Here is an 18257-nt window from a genome sequence, read left to right as displayed (position 1 = left end):
ATGTCCTATCATTTTGGTTTTTTTGTTCAAAATTCTTGTTTATTAAGATATTTTAATTCATCTTTTAAATTATTAAATTGAATGTAAAATGCATGTAACATTAAACGTTTTTCCTTTTTTCCGCCATACTTTTTATCACCATATATTGGTTTTTTTAAATAACTTAATGTTGCTCTAATTTGATGTTTTCTACCGGTTAATAATTCGGCAATTTTATCTTTTTTATCTAAATAAAAAAGAGTTCTAGCTAATTTTGCATTAGGAACTTTTTCTTTTGAAAATTTCATTTTTCTATTTAATTCATCTTTGTATAAATATATTTCAATATCAAGTCTTGAATTTTCCAGAAGAATCAAATCACTTTTAAAAATATATTTCTTTTTAAAATAAGCGGTATTTGCATTTAATTCCACAAGTGTTTTATAATTTTTAGCATAAACAATTAAACCACTAGTTTCTTTATCTAAACGGCCAACATGGCTCGGCTTAAAACTATCAACTTTAGTATATTTTAAATAGGTTAAAACAACATTGTCTAGTGAATCATTTTCCCCATGTACAGGAATATTATTTTTCTTATCAACAATTAAAATGTTTTGATCCTCATAAAGAATATCTAAATTAACATTTATTTTTGGTATCTCAACATCTTTTTGAGCATCATAAACACCATAAACAACAATTTTATCACCTTGATTTATTTTCAATGACTTATCAGATATTCTTAAATTATTTACTTTTATATCCCTTTTACGAAATATTTTTTCAAGTTTTGATTTAGAGATATTATTCAAATATTTTGATAATAATTTAAATAAAGTTCTACCGGCATCATTTTTTGTTGCTAAAATTTCAAACATTATATAACCTCATCTCTATTAATTATTTAATTATACAATATTTAGTATTTTTTAATATTATGTTATCAACTCTTTGAGCACATTCATGACTTTATTAAAATAAGTTACATCAGGTTTTGAGAAGAAAATTACAGTTGAATAAATATTATTTTCATTCATAAATTCAACAAGACTTGGTGAATTAATTTGAATACCACTTTCTGCATAAGCGTCAAGAATCTCAATTTTAAAGTTATAAATTTTTTGATTATAATTAAGATTTATTAATAAATTATTTTGGATAACTTTTTTTCTATCCAAATTAACAACATATAACTCATCAGACTCTTTTTTTATAATTGCATTAAAATATTCATAATGTCTTATAGTTAATAAAATATATATAAAAGTACCTAAGGCGGTTAAAAAAAATATAAATAATAACGTAATAACAAAAGATTCATTTAATTTTTTATGCATTTAAATATACCTCTTTACCCGAATCAAATATATACTTATTATTATGACTGATTTCGATAACAATTTTGTCTTTTAAATACTGATTCAAACGCTGTTTTAACATTTTAAATACTTCAATACTAATATTTTCAAAAGCTTCATCTAATATCACAACATCAAAATCGTAAATCAGTAATTTAAGTATTTTTACAAAAGCAATTTGCCCCTTAGAAAGTTCATTTAGTCTTTTTCATTCTAACATTTTGTAATCTAATTTAATCATTTGAAATAGTTCTAAAAAATTATGCTTATTTAAAATATTATAAAAGTGTTGATTATTATTAATCATCAAAAATTCACTAATAGTTAATTTAAGCATTGATTGTTCTGAATTTAAGTAATAAATCTTTTCCTTAATATCTTTATTTAAAAACACATTGCAACTTGTGTCATTAATTAATATTTCACCTTTATCAAGCGGTAATAATCCTGCAATTATTTTTGATAGTGTGCTCTTACCTGAACCATTAATTCCTAGAATTTTGGATTTGTCTTCAAATATTAATCGATCTATATCAATGGCAGGTTTATTAGTATTAAAATATGTAAATTCACCATATGAGATTTGAATTTTCATAATTTTATCGATTAGGATTTTATCAATTAAATTATTTGAATAAACATTCTCTTTGAACACATTTATTAATTTTGATTTTTCTTTAAAATTTAGATAATCAGATAAATTTATAAAAAATCCCTTTAATGGTTTTAGAAATAGGTTTAATGAAGTTAAAAAATAAATAAAGTTAGAAATTTCTAAACGATTATTTCAAATCTCACTTACACCAATAAACCCAATTAATAGTGGAATAATTATTTCTAATAAAGCATTAAAAGTATTGATATAGTTTAATTTTTGGTCATAAATAAAAGATATCTCTTGAAATTTTTTCGATTCCTCATTTCACTTTATCAAAGTTTTTGATGATAAACTTTCTTGCATAAATTCATTAATTGAATTAATATAATTATCAAAAGTTTGGTCCATTAAATATGATTGTCCTAAAATAGCATTAAAATGAGTTTCGAAAATTCTTTTTTGTATTAGACATACACTTACTAACACTAAACCTAGCACAAAAAGTGTAATTAACATTATATTATTTATATTTCTTAAGATTATTAAAGATATTCCGAAACTTAAAATATTAATCAATAAATTAGGGATAAAAGTTTCTTTTAAAAGTACAATTTCATATAAACTCGATAATCTATTTTTGATTTCAATACTAGTGAATTTATTAATAATCTTTTTGTTTTGTACTTGAAATTTAGTTAATATTAAATGAATGTTTTGATGTGATTTTTTTAAGTAAATCCTTTTTGTAATTCTGTTGACAATATTCTGAAATAAATATAGAAAAATAATAACAACAATTGTTGAAATTCCGATTAAGATAAGTTCATTTTCTAGTTTGTAAATTGTAATAACATTTATAATTCTCTTGTTTATTATTGGTATCAGAATCAAAAATGATAATTCTAATAATAAAATAAAAAATAAAAATAAATGGCTTTTATGAAGTTCTCAAAGAGATAAGTTGGTAGTTAACTTAGGATTTATTGAATCTTTAGAACTTTTAATACTTTGAATATTTGTTTTTCTTTTTTTAAATTCTATTAATACTTCCTTAAAAATCTTTTTAAATTCATTCAATTTAAGACAAACTTCTGAACCAATATTCGGATCATAATAAACAATATTTTCTGCATTAAATTCAGTTAATAAAACCATATGATTTTCATCAAAGGTATTAACTATTGCCGCAAATGGAAACTCACTATCATTAATCTTTGTTAAAGTATCAAAATCAGTATTATAAACAGCTATTTCTCAATTTTGATTCATAATGCTTTGATTAAAATCTTCTAAACTAATTCCATTTACTTGATATTTAGTTTGAAGTTTTAGTTCATCGATCGAAATGTTTATACCTTCTTTGTAATGTAAAAAATATTTAAAAACATATAATGAACAGTCTTTTTGATCTATTTGTTTAAATTCATTCTTATTCATCAATATATTGATACAAATTTATCAATGATAAACTAAAAAAGAAAAAAATCTAATGAATTAACATTAGATTTTAAAATATTTTTTTACTTTTAGTATTATAAATCTTTCATTGAAACATCAGATTTTTGTTGCTGACTAGCAACAAAAAGAGGATATGTAGTTAAAGATAATGCAGATGAAACAACACTATCTGGTCATAAAAAGATATTTGTATTAAATTCAGTTACTTTTGAGTTATATAACCTACGGGCAGCTCCAATTTCTCTTTCTAAATACACAGTTTGATCCATTAGATTTAAATATGATTGCGACGCTTTAAGTTCTGGATAATTTTCAGATACAGCAATTAAACGACCTAAAACAGAATTATTAAGGTTTTCAATTTCTAATCTTTGTTTTTCACTATATGCACCAAGGCTTTGTAATGATCTTAATTTAGCAATTTGACTAAATGTTTCTTTTTCAAAATCCTTATGTGATTTTACAATATCATATAACTTAATTAGTGTATCAGCTCTTTTTGCCAACTGAACATCTATTACTGATGCTGATTCATTAATTTCATTTTGTTTTCTTAATAATCTATTTCTTGCAACAAGAAAATAAATACCAGAAAAAATTATTAATCCTAATATTCAAAATACAATAGTCGCAGCAGTTGATGAAACAACTTTTTTTGGTGTATTATCTACAAAAGGATTAAACCCTTCAACATTTTGATTTTCGCGATTATTAAATAAATTCGCCATTTTTCTCCTTAATTTTAGTATTTTATATATAACTATTAAAATAATTATACTAAATATTAGTTTTTATTTAAAATATTATATGAATCAATTTTAAATAGTGTTTTCTTTAGTTGAATTTCAAGTTTTTCAATATCAACATCACCTTTTGCAGATTGCAAAATTGTTTTTTCAAGAGCTTCTTTTTCTTTAATCACTTGATTAATATCAATGTCTTTAAGATTAATTATATCATCAGTAATAATGTTTATTTTTTTTGCTTCTGCATAAACTAAACCACCACCAATATAATACTTTTCTGAACTTTCATCAGTACTTCAACCAATAGTTAAAATACCAATATCAATGCTAGAAAATAATGGAGAGCGATTAGGCTGAAGACCAATATAACCAGTAGAACTTCTTAATGTTACAATTTCCACATCACCTTCAAAAAATATTCCACTAGGTATAGTAATATTTAAATGTGTTGTTGCCATTATATTTAATTAGAATTACCTTCATTTTTAATTTTTTGATATCTATTAATTACATCATCTATGCTACCTGCATATCTAAAAATTTCTTCCGGATAATCATCATATTCACCTGAAAGAATTCTTTTAAAGCTTCTAATAGTATCAGAAACTGGTACATATGATCCCTTAATTCCAGAAAATTTTTCAGCAACGGTGAATGGTTGTGATAAAAAGTTTCTAATTCTTCTAGCTCTCGCAACTACTTTTTTATCTTCTTCGCTTAATTCACCCATTCCTAAAATAGCAATAATGTCTTGTAATTCTTTGAATCTTTGTAAAATTGAAATTACTGATTGAGCAACTTCATAATGTTCAGCACCAACAACAAGTGGATCAAGTAATCTTGATGATGAGTTTAACGGATCAATAGCAGGATAAATACCTAATGATGCAATCCCTCTATCAAGAACAGTTTTAGCATCAAGGTGAGTAAATGTTGTAGCTGGTGCTGGATCAGTTAAATCATCAGCAGGAACATAAACTGCTTGCACTGATGTAATTGATCCTCTTCTTGTTGATGTAATTCTTTCTTGTAAAGCACCCATTTCAGTGGCTAATGTTGGTTGGTATCCAACAGCAGAAGGCATACGACCTAATAAAGCAGAAACTTCTGAACCAGCTTGAGTAAATCTAAAAATATTATCAATAAATAATAAAACATCTTGGTTTTGCTTATCTCTAAAATATTCAGCCATTGTAAGCCCGGATAAAGCAACTCTCATACGAGCACCAGGCGATTCGTTCATTTGACCAAAAACTAGGGCAGTTTTGTCAAGAACACCGGCGGATTTCATTTCATGGTATAAGTCATTCCCTTCTCTGGTTCTTTCCCCTACACCAGCAAAAACCGAGAGCCCATTATGTTGAGTAGCAATGTTATTAATTAATTCTTGCACTAAAACAGTTTTTCCAACTCCTGCACCACCAAAAAGTCCAATTTTTCCACCTTTTGCATAAGGTATCAAAAGATCAATGACTTTAATACCTGTTTCAAGAATTTCTGATGAAGTTTTTTGCTCTTCATATGACGGTGAAGGTGCATGAATTGATGCTCTCATAACATCTTTATCAAGTGGCATTTCATCAATCGGATTACCTAAAACATCAAACATTCTACCTAAAACAACTTCGCCAACTGGAACAGAAATTGGGGCTCCTGTATCATAAACGACTAAACCTCTTTGCAATCCGTTTACATCACCCATTGATATTGTTCTAGCTGTATCATCGCCAATATGTTGTGCTACTTCAAATGTATATACTTTATTATTCACTTCTACTTTTAAAGCATTTAATAACTTAGGTAATTTTCCTTCTTGAAATCTTACATCCACAACTGGACCTAAAATTTGAACAATTATCCCTTCATTTCTTATCATAATTACTCCTTTTAAGTAGCATCAGCACCAGAAACAATTTCAGTAATTTCTTGGGTGATGATTCCTTGACGCTCTCTATTAAATTTAAGTTTTAATTCATTCATAAGATCTTCTGCATTATTAGTAGCATTTTCCATCGCCATTCTTCTGGCTGCCATTTCAGAAATCTTTGAACTAAAACTAAGACTATATAATGTACTTGTTAAAAATAATGGAACTGAATTTAATAATATAGTTTCTGCATCTGGATCAAATTCTAATATTTGATTTAAATTTTTACTTTTTTTATTATTTTCTATTTCAAATGGAAATATTTTTTTGCAAATTGCTTCTTGGGTTAAATTATTAACAAATTCAGTATGAATTAAATTTATTTCTGAAATTTCATTAGATAAATATAAATCAAGTGCAACCTTAATGATCGCTGAACTTATTTCATATGAAAGTTTCTCACCAATATTTGCGAATGATTTAAGAATTTGTTCTTTATATTTCATAGTTTTTAATAAACCAATGCCTTTTGCACCAATGACAATTATCTTGTCACTTGGACTTAATTTATTCTCTAATAATTTATAAACATTATGGTTATATGAACCACATAATCCTAAGTCACTAGTGATAAAAATAAATAACTTAGAATTATTATCATTTTTTGGAAAAATAGAATAAAATCTGCTTAATTCAATTCTTTCCATCAAGTCTTTAAAAATGTCTGACAATGTATTTTGATAAGATTGAATATTAATAAACTCATTTCTTAATCTTCTTAATTTTGAAGTTGAAACAAGTTCCATTGCTTTTGTTATTTTTTTAGTATTAGAAACAACATTTATTCTGTTTTTTAATCCATTTAAATTAGACATCAGAACTTCCTAAATATTTTTTAGGTAATGGTTTATATAATCTTGAATCATAATTTGGAATTGTTGCAATAATTGATTTCACTACTTCAACAAGTTTTTGTTCAATTATTTGATAATCATCAGTTGAAATATTACCGTTTTTGTTGATTCTATCCACTATTTCAACTCCAACATTATCAAATGACGTTCAATCAATAACACTATCTCTAAATGTAATAATTTTATCAATTGGTAATGGGTTAATAATTCTCTCTTTAACACCGACTAAAATAATCGCTTGAACTTCTTGAGAAATTGGAAAATATTGTTCCTGTCTTAATAAACGATAAACTTTTGAACCATGATCCAAAATAGATTTAGTTGAATCATCAAGGTCTGAGCCAAATTGCGCAAATGCTTGCATTTCGTTAAATTGAGCTAATTCAAGCTTTAATGAACCAACCACTTGTTTCATCGCTTTAGTTTGCGCAGCTGAACCAACTCTAGAAACTGAAAAACCGATATCAATCGCAGGTCTTTGTCCGGCATTAAATAAACTTTCTTTGGTAAAAATTTGTCCATCTGTAATGGAAATAACATTTGTTGGAATATATGCACTAATATCACCTTGTTGAGTTTCGATAATAGGTAAAGCTGTTATCGAACCATTCCCGTACTGCTCATTTAATCTTGCAGCACGTTCTAAAAGTTGTGAATGTAAGTAAAAGACATCACCTGGATACGCCTCACGTCCTGGGGGTCTACGTAATAATAATGATAGTGTTCTATAAGCGATTGCATGTTTAGATAAATCATCATAAACAATCAAAACATCCTGTCCGTTTTTCATTCATTCTTCTGCAATTGTTACACCTGTGTATGGAGCTATATATTGTTGTGGAGCTAATTCGCTAGCACCAGCAACAACAACAGTTGTATATTCTAAACTTTGAGTATCTGAAAGTTTTTGTACTATTTGAGCAACGGTTGAATTTTTTTGCCCAATTGCAACATAAACACACTTTACATTTTTACCTTTTTGATTAATAATTGTATCAATTGCAATAGCAGTTTTCCCGGTTTGACGATCACCGATAATTAATTCACGTTGTCCTTTTCCGATCGGAATCATTGTGTCGATTGCTAAAATACCTGTTTCTAATGGTTGATTAACTTCTTTTCTTGACATTACACCAGAAGCTGTTTTAAAAATTTCAGAATATTTATCAGTATTAATTTTACCTTTTCCATCTATCGGCGCACCAAGAGCGTCAACGACTCTCCCTAGCATTGCATTACCCACTGGAACAGAAATAACTCTACCAGTTCTAAAGGCTTCATTACCTTCAGAAATCGAGTTGGCATCTCCTAATAGAGCTACTCCAACGGTTTCTTCTTCAAGGTTTAATGCAATACCATAAACACCAGTTCCAAAACTTACAACCTCGCTATATTTAACTTTTTCTAAACCTGAAATAATGGCAATACCATCTCCGACAGATACAACCCGTCCTATTTCAGAGCGATCAACCTTTGAACCCATATCTTTAATACGTTCTTTAATTATTTCAGAAATATCATCTAATTTTATAGGCATTACACCTCCTCTTTTTCTCAAATAATTTGATTTTTGAGTTTTTCTAACTCTTTATTATAGTTTGATTCTAAAACCTCAGTATGAGAAATTATTTTGAATCCACTTATTAAATTCTTGTCTGTTTTATTAGTTATTTTGATAGTTCTACGTGTGATTTTTTGTAATTTTAATTTTATATCTTCAAGTTGCTTTTCTGATAATGGAAAGGCAGAAACAACTTGAATATATCTAACTTTTAAATGTCTATTTGATAACTTTAAATATTCAATAATTATTTTTTTAAGATATGTAATTGCCTTTCTTATTGTTACTACTTTTAAAGTATTAGTAATTATTCAATCAAAATCCTTAAATGCTAAATCAATAGTTTCTAATCTAGTTGTCTCTGAAATAGAATCATTTTTTAAATAATCAATAAATTCTGGATTACTATCAATTATTTCTTTTAATAATTCAAACTCATTTTGTAATTTTTTAAATTTATCTTCTTTTTCTTCTTGAACAATGTCAAATATAGCAACAGCATAAGCAGATGCATGACTTTTTTGATACATTATAATTCCTCTACTGATTTATCAGAATTAAGATATTCAGTTATTATTGCATCTTGAGTTTCTTTTGTTATTTCTCTTTTAAGAATCTTTTTAGCCATTTCTGTCGCCACTTCAACAACATATCTTTTAGAATTAAAGTTAAATTCTCTTTGTTGAGCGCTTATGTCAATAGATGTTTCATCTAAAATACGTTTTGATTCAATTTTAGCATTGTGGATATAAACATCTGATATTTTCTCTGCTTTAATTTTAGCTTGTGAAATTATTTGATCAGCTTGAATATGCGCATTCTTCAATCCTTCATTTGCATCATTTAATCTTAAAATACTTTCTTCTTTATTTTTTATGGTTTCATCAATATTATTTTGCATAAATTCTTGACGTTCTTTCATTAATTTCTTAACTGGTTTATAAACAAAATAAAATAATAAACCAAAAACTATTAAAAACGCAATTATTGTAGCAATAACAATTGGAATACTTGGAAATAGTCCTCCAAATAACTCATTAAATCTATGACCGAATTGATCACTTATTGATGAAGAACTTGAAGCTTCATTTAAATATTTAATCATGTTTTAAAAATATCTCTAAACAAATAAGATTAAAAATGCAATAAGTAAAGCATAAATAGCTGTTGTTTCAGCGATCCCTGCACCAATAATAAGCATAAGACGTATTTTTGATTCTGCTTCTGGGTTTCTTCCTACAGCTTCAACTGCCTTAGCAGCGGCAATACCTTGCCCAAGACCAGCACCCATAACACCAATGGCTGCTATTCCAGCGCCAATTGCAAGCAATCCTTTTGTAGATGATGTTGTGCTTTGTTCTGCTACTGGTGTTGCACTTGTAGTTGCTTCTTGTAATAAACTTGTTAATTGTGAAATCATAGTTTCCTCCTAATAAATAGCTTCTTTATTTTTTCTTGATCAATTTTTAAATGAAAGTCTTTCAGTTGTTGAATTAACTTTCTTCTTTTTCTTAGTAGATTCTGCTTCCATTACTCAATAAACAGTTGTTAATAATGAAAACACAAGAGCTTGAATTACAGAACCGAATAAATCAAAATAAAAATGTAAAAATGGTGTGATTATTAAACCAAAGAAATATCAACTTTGGGTACTTGGTACAGAAAATGCCAATTGTCACATAAATCCAGCAAATAAGTAAACTGATGCTAAAATGGCTGACCCACCAATAATATTTCCATAAATACGAAGACTTAGCGAAACAATAATCGAAAGCTTACCTATTAATTCAGTTGGAATAAGTAACTTTCTATAAAATTTTAATTTTTCATAAATCGTTCCAACCAGCATAACACCAAACCATGTAAAAATTGCTAGTGTAAATGGAACAGAGTATGAAGTAACAATTGGTTCAAATCCAAATAACACCACTAAATTACCCACTAATAAAAATGTCCCTAGTGTAAATATATAAATTTTTGCAGGTTTAATTTTAGTTGGTCCTGCGACACTTTCGAAATTTGCTTCTACCATACCAACATAAGCTTCAGCAATTTGAACAATTCCTTTCGAAGCTTTATTAGCTTTGGTTTTTCTAACTTTTAAGTAAATAGTTATAGAAAAAATGAAAATAATTAAAACTGTTATAATTAAAGAAATTAATTGAGGTTGCTTTCAATTTCAAAGATCAAATTTAGTTCCTTCCTTCATAAGCCCTCCTATAATATTTATTTATAACTTTTTCCACCATTATCTGAATCAACAATGCAAACTGACTTAATGATAAAGATAATGATAGAACTATAACATTTATTTTTCCAAAAACTCAAGAATAATTTGGATTAGATAAATGCTTTAAATTTATTTGGCGCACTACCAAGAATAAACAAAATATTAAAATAAAAAAAATAAGCATTTTAAACATAACTAGCAACAAAAAAAGTTTTTTGCGATTTAGGAATTTAAAATAACTTAATATGGTAATTTTAAATAAAAAGTATGATGTTAGTGAGCCGATTGCAAATCCTAAAATGAGATTAGAGTTTATAATACATAAAAAAGCAAAAATTATCCCTATTATGCTAAATAAAAACCAAAAGCTGATTTCGAATGATTTCATTCATCTAGTCATAACCAGATCTCCTCATACAATTTGCTATATATAATTTTAATACTTTTTTAAATGTGTAAGATATTTTTTTAAAATATATTTTTTGCTATTTTTAATTTAAATAGCATTAAAAAATAAGCCTAAAAGTTTTTTTATTTTTTAGTCATCTATATTATTTTTAAAAATTTTTATTTTAGTCGTTTACAAAATTAAACTATTAGTTAATGTTTTATAGCAAAATTTTTATCATTAATAATCACTATACTTTTAACAAAAAAAAAAAAAAAAAATACAAAAATCATTTTGGAAATTTTTAGAATGATAAGAAATTACAAATGCTCACCATTACAATACATATAAATTTAATTTTTGAAGAATATCAAAAATCATAAATAAACTTTTAAGGACAATATCATTAAATAAAAAACATTAAAAAACAAGAAACATTGTATTTCTTGTTTTTGTATAGCAAACATATCAAACAAAAATGAATATCATTATTTTTGATTTTGAATCTCTCTAAGAATTTGATCAATACGAGAACCATTTTCGGTAACTTCATCTAAATAAAATTTTACCTCTGGAACTTTTCTCCAATCAAGTGATTTTGCAAGTATCTTTCTTACATACAAAGCAGAATTATTCAAAGCAATAATTCCTTTCTGTTCATTTCCACTCAATGTCACAAAAACTTTCAAATAACTTAAATCTGATGAAAGTTTTACATCCATCACAACAGGTTCTTGAATATTAACATTTGTGATATCATGCATTAAAATGCTAGCAACCAAATGTTGGACTTGATTTTCTTTTTTTCTTAATGAAATTTGATTCATAACAATATTATACATTTTTTATTTATAATATGTAACTTTATAATTTATAATAACTTATTTTTTTGCTTTTGAAAAATAGATATTTTAATACTTACTAATATATAATAAATTAGATTCTTGGCTATTACTTTTTAAAAAATTAATAAAACTAATTTTGTTAAAAAATCTTAAAATCTTAGTTCTCTTTATTATCTATTTCATCACCAAATAAAATGTAAAGATATGCATTAATAATTTCTTTTGATCTTTTATTGATAGAATCTTGTATCTTTAAAAACTTATCTAGTGTAAAATTTAATTTTTCTTCATCAGAAGCAAATGGTAATGGACTAATAAAAATATCATTCTCACTATCTAAGGATTTTAAACCGGGTATTTGAGCTTTCTGGGTTGTTATATTTCTAATACCATATAATACATAATTCTTCTTTGACTTATTACTCATTTTAGCATTATCTTCTTTATCTAAAAGAACACCATTTCCTATTTTAAAAACAAGAGATGCATATTTAGTTGATATATCAATATCATTTTCATTTAAACACTTTTTAATATCATCATTCGGTCTTTGAGGAAGAAAATGTTCATATGAATAATTTATAAAATCAATAGATTTTTCTCTCTCTTCATTACTACTATATTCTTCATACCAAAATGGTTGTTTTTTATTGTTGAATCCATTAAATACTCTACCAATGATAATTTTATAAATTCTATTATGTGGTGATTTAAATTTATCATCACTATCAGTTATTTCATAGTCATATAAATTTTTCAATTCTTCTAGATACTTATTAATTTTAGTATTTTTGTCCAATTTTCTAAAAGATACTGGTAGAATTTCATAAAGTTTATTATAAATAACATTTGCAATTGTTTCATCTATATTATCATTTTTATATAATGTATCTCTTGTTATTGACAAAATTTGCTTGCTAAATGATTGACCTTCAAAACTAATTTCTCATAAAGCACCAAATTTTTCAATCTTATGTAAGATTTTACTAAAAATCAATAATTTTTCTTTATTGTTTGTTATATTATCAAAAATTTGCATTTTTTGTATTAATGTTCAAATTAAGGGTGTATAAATTGATTTTGAGTTTCCTGTGGTCAAATGATGAATTTGGAAATTTATAAACTTGATATATTCTAACTTTCTTGAAAATTCATTAACACTTTCTTTTAATAATACAGCATCATTTTTAAAAAAAGTTGCATTATTACTTATTAATTTATTTATCACTATTAAAGAACCTGTTTTGGCATATTCATATATTATGATTTCTTTTCAAATATCTAAAATAAGATTGTTTGATGTTTCAAATTCATCAATCAATATTTTAAATTTTTCAAATGCTCTTGTTGTATTATCATAAAAACAATCATTGATATCATCTATTTTATTTATTTTATTCGATTTTGCCAATCATGAGTCCAAAAAAACTAGAATTTCTTTGATATTTTCATCAGCATCCAGTTTATGGTTTTTTCTAAAAAATATGTTAATACTATTATTAAATAGCTTAATAAAATTATTATTGCCATTTGTTTTTTCAAAAACTAAATTCCTTAATAAATCTAAAGCCCCGAGTCTTTTACTGTATTGATTCATATTTTGAAATATTTTATTTAAAGCATTTTCACTATCATCTTTAATAAGATTAATATTAAATTTAACATTATTAATAAAATATTTGGTAAAGTCTTTTATATTATCATATGATATTTTTTCTTCAATTTCTCTAACTATCTCATTATAATTTCTATATATTCTAATTTTCTTGTCAATTTTTGTTTCATCATCTAAATAATATAACTCTCGTAATTGATCATAATAATCATAGTTTTCATCAAATTTATCACTAAGATTATATAAAATATTTCGTTTATCTGCTCCAAATGAACCTAAACTTTTTAATATATTTAAGGTTTTTTCATCACCCATATATTTTGCTTTTCTAAAAATAGCAAGATAAATAATAAGTAATGAAATAATTCTTTGTTGTCCATCAACTATGTTGTATCGATTATTAACATTCATTAAAATAATACTATTTAAAAATGAAAATGAATTTTTGTTATTTTTAGAACCTTCAAAGATGTTATTAAATAACCCTTTTATCATTTGCTCATCTCATGAATAAATTCTTTGAAAAATTGGTATTTTATATTTTAAATGATCTCAACATTCAACAAATTCTTTAAATGAAACTACTTCTGAAATAATATCCATATTAGTTGTTAAATTATTAAGTTTATCTAATAAAGGATTTTTTTCTTTTGTTTCATCTTTATCATTCATATTACTTATATCATTTGTTAGTGAATTCTTTATGTCAATAAATTCTCATGAAACATTCTTAATATTTGTTATATTATCTATTTTTGAAATGATATCACTAAAAATACCCATAACATGATCATATGAACTATTCTCACTAACTAAATGGCTGCCCAGTAAGTTTGAAACAAATTCCTTATAATATGTGTTATCGAATTCAATATCTCAATTTTTAGCAAAACTACTTTCAAAGTAATTAGAATCCATAGTTAATAATACATTGAATCAAAATTTAGTTTTTTGGCTATTTTTATTTACACAACCAAATTCATCAAAGTTATATGATTCATTATTTTTTAAAGGATTAATAATATATTCTTTTAATAAATTAGCTAATTCACTTCTTATAAAACTATATATTATTTCTTTATTAGACAATTTTTGAATTTGGTTCACTTGTTTTTGATAAAAATCTATCAACTCTGGATTAACTTGCTTAAAATTATTCTTATTTTCAATAATGTTTACGCTTGTTAAAACATTCATGAGTTGTTTATTAGTCGAATTAGAATTTTTTTCTTTGTAATTGCAATAAAAAGCAATAGCGCTCGCTTCACTAAAATAGTAATTAATAATTTCATTACTATCATTTTTATATTCATTTATTTTTGAATTATTTTTATCAATAAATTTAATTCACTCAATTACCGTATTATCAATATATGTTGATACATTGGTGCCTATATTTCATACTTCATAACCATTATCTTTAAAAAATTTCTCTCATTTACTTTTATCCATTATTTTTCTCCATATTTTCAATATCTTCTACAACGTTAAAAATAGATGTAATAGCTTGTACGACTATTGAATTACCAGCTTGTTTGTATAATGCTTCTCTTGTTAAAATATTTTTTTCATAAAAAGGTTTAATTTTATCAAAATCTTTTTCACTAAATCCCATTAACATATATGCTTCTTTTGGCGTAATAAATCTATAATTTAGTTTTCCTTTTATATTATTTTTATGTTCAATAATACCGACGCATGGAATTCTATCTTGTTTTGTTGTTAATGTATTAATAATGTAATCTTTTGATTTATTTATGTGCTTTTGAGTATTAATCATTCTTCTTCTTGAAGGCGTATCATTAATTAATGCTTTAATATTTTCTTTTAAAGATGTATTAAAATTAAATATCCTTTTAAAATATGTTTTTCTTTGTTCTAAGGTTAGCTTTTTTGATTTATTTTTAAAATAAATATACTCATTAAACTCTTTATCATTTTTAAAAGGTGTATAAACATCTTTTAAAACACTTAAGGCAAATACACGTTTCCTTTTTTGAATAGAACCTACATCTAATCCATCAATTACTACTGTAAATGTTTTATATCCTAATTCTTTAAGTGATAATTTTCACTTTTTGTATTCTGGCATAAACTTTTTCGATAATAAATTTTGTACGTTTTCCATCATTAAATACTTAGGTTTCTTTTTGGATTCAGATAAAATTCTATATATTTGTCAAACTAAATTAGAAGTTGATTCTTGATTGTTTATTCCTTTTGCTCTACCCATATTAGCAACTGAGAGCCCTTGACAAGGAAAAGAATAAGTAACTAAATCAATATCATTTTTATTTAATATTTCTGGATCTAATTTTGTAATATCTACTTGATTATTGCTTAAAAGAATTGAAGCAGACAAATATTCTTTAAACAATAAATCTTTCAATAAAATTTTAGATTCTTTTTTAGAATTTAATGAAATGCTAAAATTACTTAGAAAATTATTTATGCGATATACATCTGTTAAATTATGTTGCTTTAAAATTTTCTTATAATTTATTTTTAAATCATGATGCATTGCTGCATACGATATATTTGCTCTTGCGTCTCAATCAGTTGTTGCTACTATATCAAAAACCTTTTCACCTCTTTCTAAGTTTATATTTGTTATTGCTTTATTTTGAGCACCTATACCTGAAAATGTTTCCAAAATTCTGATAGTCTTTTTCATAAAAAAATATTAAAAAATATTCTTAAATTTCTTTAAGAATTTCATTTGACTATTTTTTTCAAAACTAGGTAATAGGCTAATTAACTTTAATTTATGATATATATATATATATATATATAATTTTCAATTAATAATAAGAGAGAACTTATTAACAATAACTGTAAAAAATAACATATTCTACAATATACCTTTATCATCTGAGGGGCTGAAGCAAGTTGTCGCAAGCACTTGCGAAGTCCCCTAAAAAATAATAAGGTTATTGTTTATGTTTATTTGTTACTATTGATTATTGTTAATAAGTAAAAATAAATCCCCGTTATCTAACAAATAAATTATAACATTATTTAGAACTTCAAAATAAATTTTAAAAGTAAAAATTAATACTCATTAATAACTTATCCTTTATAAGTAATATTATTATACTTAATATACATAAATAAAATAAAAGACTTAATGTTTTTATTTTATTTATGTATTAGTAATATATTTAATAAGTTATTAATAAGTATTAATAATATATATTATAAGTATACTTATAATATAATAAATAAAAATATATTTTAACAAATATTTTTATTTATTATATATTAATTACATATATATTATATATATATAATATATATGTATTATAGATATTTTATATTATGCATAAACAAGATTATAAAAATATTAAAAAAATAGATTAATTAAAATTTTATAATTCTATCGGTTACTATGTCGCAAAAAGTAACCTGATAAATGCAAACAAAATCATTTTTCCTTATTTTTAAAAATTTTCATTGACTTCCTGAATTTAATGTTATAATATTATCGTGATTAATGAGAAGTGAGACCCTTGTTAATGCGTTATTATAATATTCTTAAAATAATAATTGCATATAGGAGTTTAAACTTCTATATGCTTTTTCATTAATTACATAATTAAAAAAAATAAAAGAAAGGTAGTAACCATTGTGAGACCTGTTACTACCTAATAAATATTTTATATTAAATATTAATTAGGACAATAAAAAAATAAAAAAAGTTTTTACAATGATTACTAAAAATAAATTATGACTTTATTAGAATTTTTAGATATTTATTTAGAACAAAAATCTAAAACTTGAAAGAAAACAACTAAAACAATACATACTGTTATTTTAAAAAAAATAATAACAAAAAATTTTAAAAACAGTGAAGAAGTATTTGAAGTAATTAATAATTCTGAAACTAAAAAAACAACAAAAATAAATCATTTAAGCGTCATAAAATCATTTTTGAGCGCTTATAACAAAAGAATGAATAAATATGTTTATGAGATTGAACCTCTAAAAATTAAAGGTCAAACAACGCCACTTAAAGAGCCGTTATCTGATAAGCAAATGATTTTACTAAGAGAAGAAGCAAAAAAATCAAATGATTTTGAGATTTATTTAATGACTGAGTTTTTGTATGAAAACTTGCCTAGATTTAATGAAGCAATAAAAATTTTAAAAGAAAATAAATTTAAATTTAATGAGTTGTGAGGTTATTATGAAGTTTTTGAAGAAGCATCAAAAAATAATAAAGAACGTCAATTTATAATACCTAAACATATCCAAAATGAATACGAGCAATGAAGCAAAAAGAATACTTTTAACTTAACTTATAAAAAATATTCAAACTGAATAAATGAAGCATCAAAAAGAGTAAATAAATTCTTAAATATAAGTGTAAATGAAAAAATAACATCACATAGCTTTAGAACTTATTGAATTACTAAATGATTAAATAATGGTGAAAGCACATTTAATATAATGCTTAAAACAGGACACGTATCCGACCAAGTTTTAATAAATACATATTATCGCTCTTCGAAAGAAAAAATAAGAGAAAATAATGCGTACTTAGCAAAAAGCTCATTAGAAAATAAAGCAAAAAAAGCATCAAAAGAATACGTTATTGAATTAGAAAAAACAATACATAAATTACAATTACAAATCGATAATGATAAAAAGACAATTAAAGAATTTGCAAGTAAATTAGCAAAATTTATTGTTTAA

Annotated in this window: 16 protein-coding genes; 1 reads left to right on the top strand and 15 read right to left on the bottom strand. The window is 24.5% G+C overall.

Going from position 1 to position 18257, the window contains the following annotated elements; all coding sequences use genetic code 4:
* Positions 1–5 precede the first annotated feature (5 nt).
* The 15 genes from EXC48_RS01945 to dcm form a co-directional block, all read right to left on the bottom strand.
* A complete protein-coding gene (locus EXC48_RS01945; protein WP_129720563.1) occupies positions 6–860 on the bottom strand; it encodes an RluA family pseudouridine synthase in 855 nt (284 codons plus the stop codon).
* A 57-nt stretch (positions 861–917) separates the two neighbouring features.
* Positions 918–1319, bottom strand: coding sequence for an MAG1140 family protein (locus EXC48_RS01940; RefSeq protein ID WP_129720562.1), 402 nt, complete (start codon positions 1317–1319; stop codon positions 918–920).
* Positions 1312–3375, bottom strand: coding sequence for an Mbov_0121 family peptidase domain-containing ABC transporter (locus EXC48_RS01935; RefSeq protein ID WP_129720561.1), 2064 nt, complete (start codon positions 3373–3375; stop codon positions 1312–1314). Before EXC48_RS01935 ends, EXC48_RS01940 begins: the two co-directional genes overlap by 8 nt.
* 95 nt (positions 3376–3470) lie before the next feature.
* Positions 3471–4124 (bottom strand): LemA family protein, encoded by a 654-nt coding sequence (locus tag EXC48_RS01930; protein ID WP_129720560.1) that lies wholly within the window; start codon positions 4122–4124, stop codon positions 3471–3473.
* A 56-nt stretch (positions 4125–4180) separates the two neighbouring features.
* Positions 4181–4600, bottom strand: a complete 420-nt coding sequence (atpC, locus tag EXC48_RS01925; protein ID WP_129720559.1) for an ATP synthase F1 subunit epsilon — start codon at positions 4598–4600, stop codon at positions 4181–4183.
* A gap of 5 nt (positions 4601–4605) precedes the next feature.
* On the bottom strand, positions 4606–6018 hold the full coding sequence (gene atpD, locus EXC48_RS01920) for a F0F1 ATP synthase subunit beta (RefSeq protein ID WP_129720558.1): 1413 nt from the start codon (positions 6016–6018) through the stop codon (positions 4606–4608).
* Positions 6019–6029: 11 nt separating this feature from the next.
* Complete coding sequence (gene atpG / locus EXC48_RS01915) at positions 6030–6884, bottom strand: ATP synthase F1 subunit gamma (RefSeq protein WP_129720557.1); 855 nt, start codon at positions 6882–6884, stop codon at positions 6030–6032.
* Positions 6877–8460, bottom strand: coding sequence for a F0F1 ATP synthase subunit alpha (atpA, locus tag EXC48_RS01910; protein ID WP_129720556.1), 1584 nt, complete (start codon positions 8458–8460; stop codon positions 6877–6879). The genes atpG and atpA overlap by 8 nt, the downstream gene beginning before the upstream one ends.
* A complete protein-coding gene (atpH, locus tag EXC48_RS01905) occupies positions 8460–9014 on the bottom strand; it encodes an ATP synthase F1 subunit delta (RefSeq protein WP_015287173.1) in 555 nt (184 codons plus the stop codon). The genes atpA and atpH overlap by 1 nt, the downstream gene beginning before the upstream one ends.
* Positions 9014–9589 (bottom strand): F0F1 ATP synthase subunit B, encoded by a 576-nt coding sequence (gene atpF, locus EXC48_RS01900; protein ID WP_015287172.1) that lies wholly within the window; start codon positions 9587–9589, stop codon positions 9014–9016. The genes atpH and atpF overlap by 1 nt, the downstream gene beginning before the upstream one ends.
* Before the next feature lie 15 nt (positions 9590–9604).
* A complete protein-coding gene (gene atpE, locus EXC48_RS01895) occupies positions 9605–9904 on the bottom strand; it encodes an ATP synthase F0 subunit C (protein WP_015287171.1) in 300 nt (99 codons plus the stop codon).
* Positions 9905–9913: 9 nt separating this feature from the next.
* Complete coding sequence (locus tag EXC48_RS01890) at positions 9914–10693, bottom strand: F0F1 ATP synthase subunit A (protein WP_015287170.1); 780 nt, start codon at positions 10691–10693, stop codon at positions 9914–9916.
* A gap of 897 nt (positions 10694–11590) precedes the next feature.
* Positions 11591–11929 carry a 30S ribosome-binding factor RbfA gene (gene rbfA / locus EXC48_RS01880; protein WP_041593858.1) on the bottom strand — a complete coding sequence of 113 codons (339 nt, stop codon included), beginning with the start codon at positions 11927–11929 and terminating at the stop codon, positions 11591–11593.
* A 175-nt stretch (positions 11930–12104) separates the two neighbouring features.
* Complete coding sequence (locus EXC48_RS01875) at positions 12105–15014, bottom strand: DUF262 domain-containing protein (RefSeq protein WP_223216303.1); 2910 nt, start codon at positions 15012–15014, stop codon at positions 12105–12107.
* Positions 15007–16236: a DNA (cytosine-5-)-methyltransferase gene (gene dcm, locus EXC48_RS01870; RefSeq protein WP_129720554.1), complete on the bottom strand. Its 1230-nt coding sequence runs from the start codon at positions 16234–16236 to the stop codon at positions 15007–15009. The genes EXC48_RS01875 and dcm overlap by 8 nt, the downstream gene beginning before the upstream one ends.
* 1052 nt (positions 16237–17288) lie before the next feature.
* Here dcm and EXC48_RS01865 point away from each other — a divergent pair.
* Entirely contained in the window at positions 17289–18257 is a 969-nt protein-coding gene (locus EXC48_RS01865; protein ID WP_129720553.1) for a tyrosine-type recombinase/integrase, read from the top strand.

It is taken from the genome of Mycoplasmopsis cynos, from assembly GCF_900660545.1.
In the GTDB taxonomy this organism is placed as follows: domain Bacteria; phylum Bacillota_I; class Bacilli_A; order Mycoplasmatales; family Metamycoplasmataceae; genus Mycoplasmopsis; species Mycoplasmopsis cynos.
The sequence above is the reverse complement of the archived record's forward strand: the minus strand, read 5'-3'. Positions and strand labels throughout refer to the sequence as shown.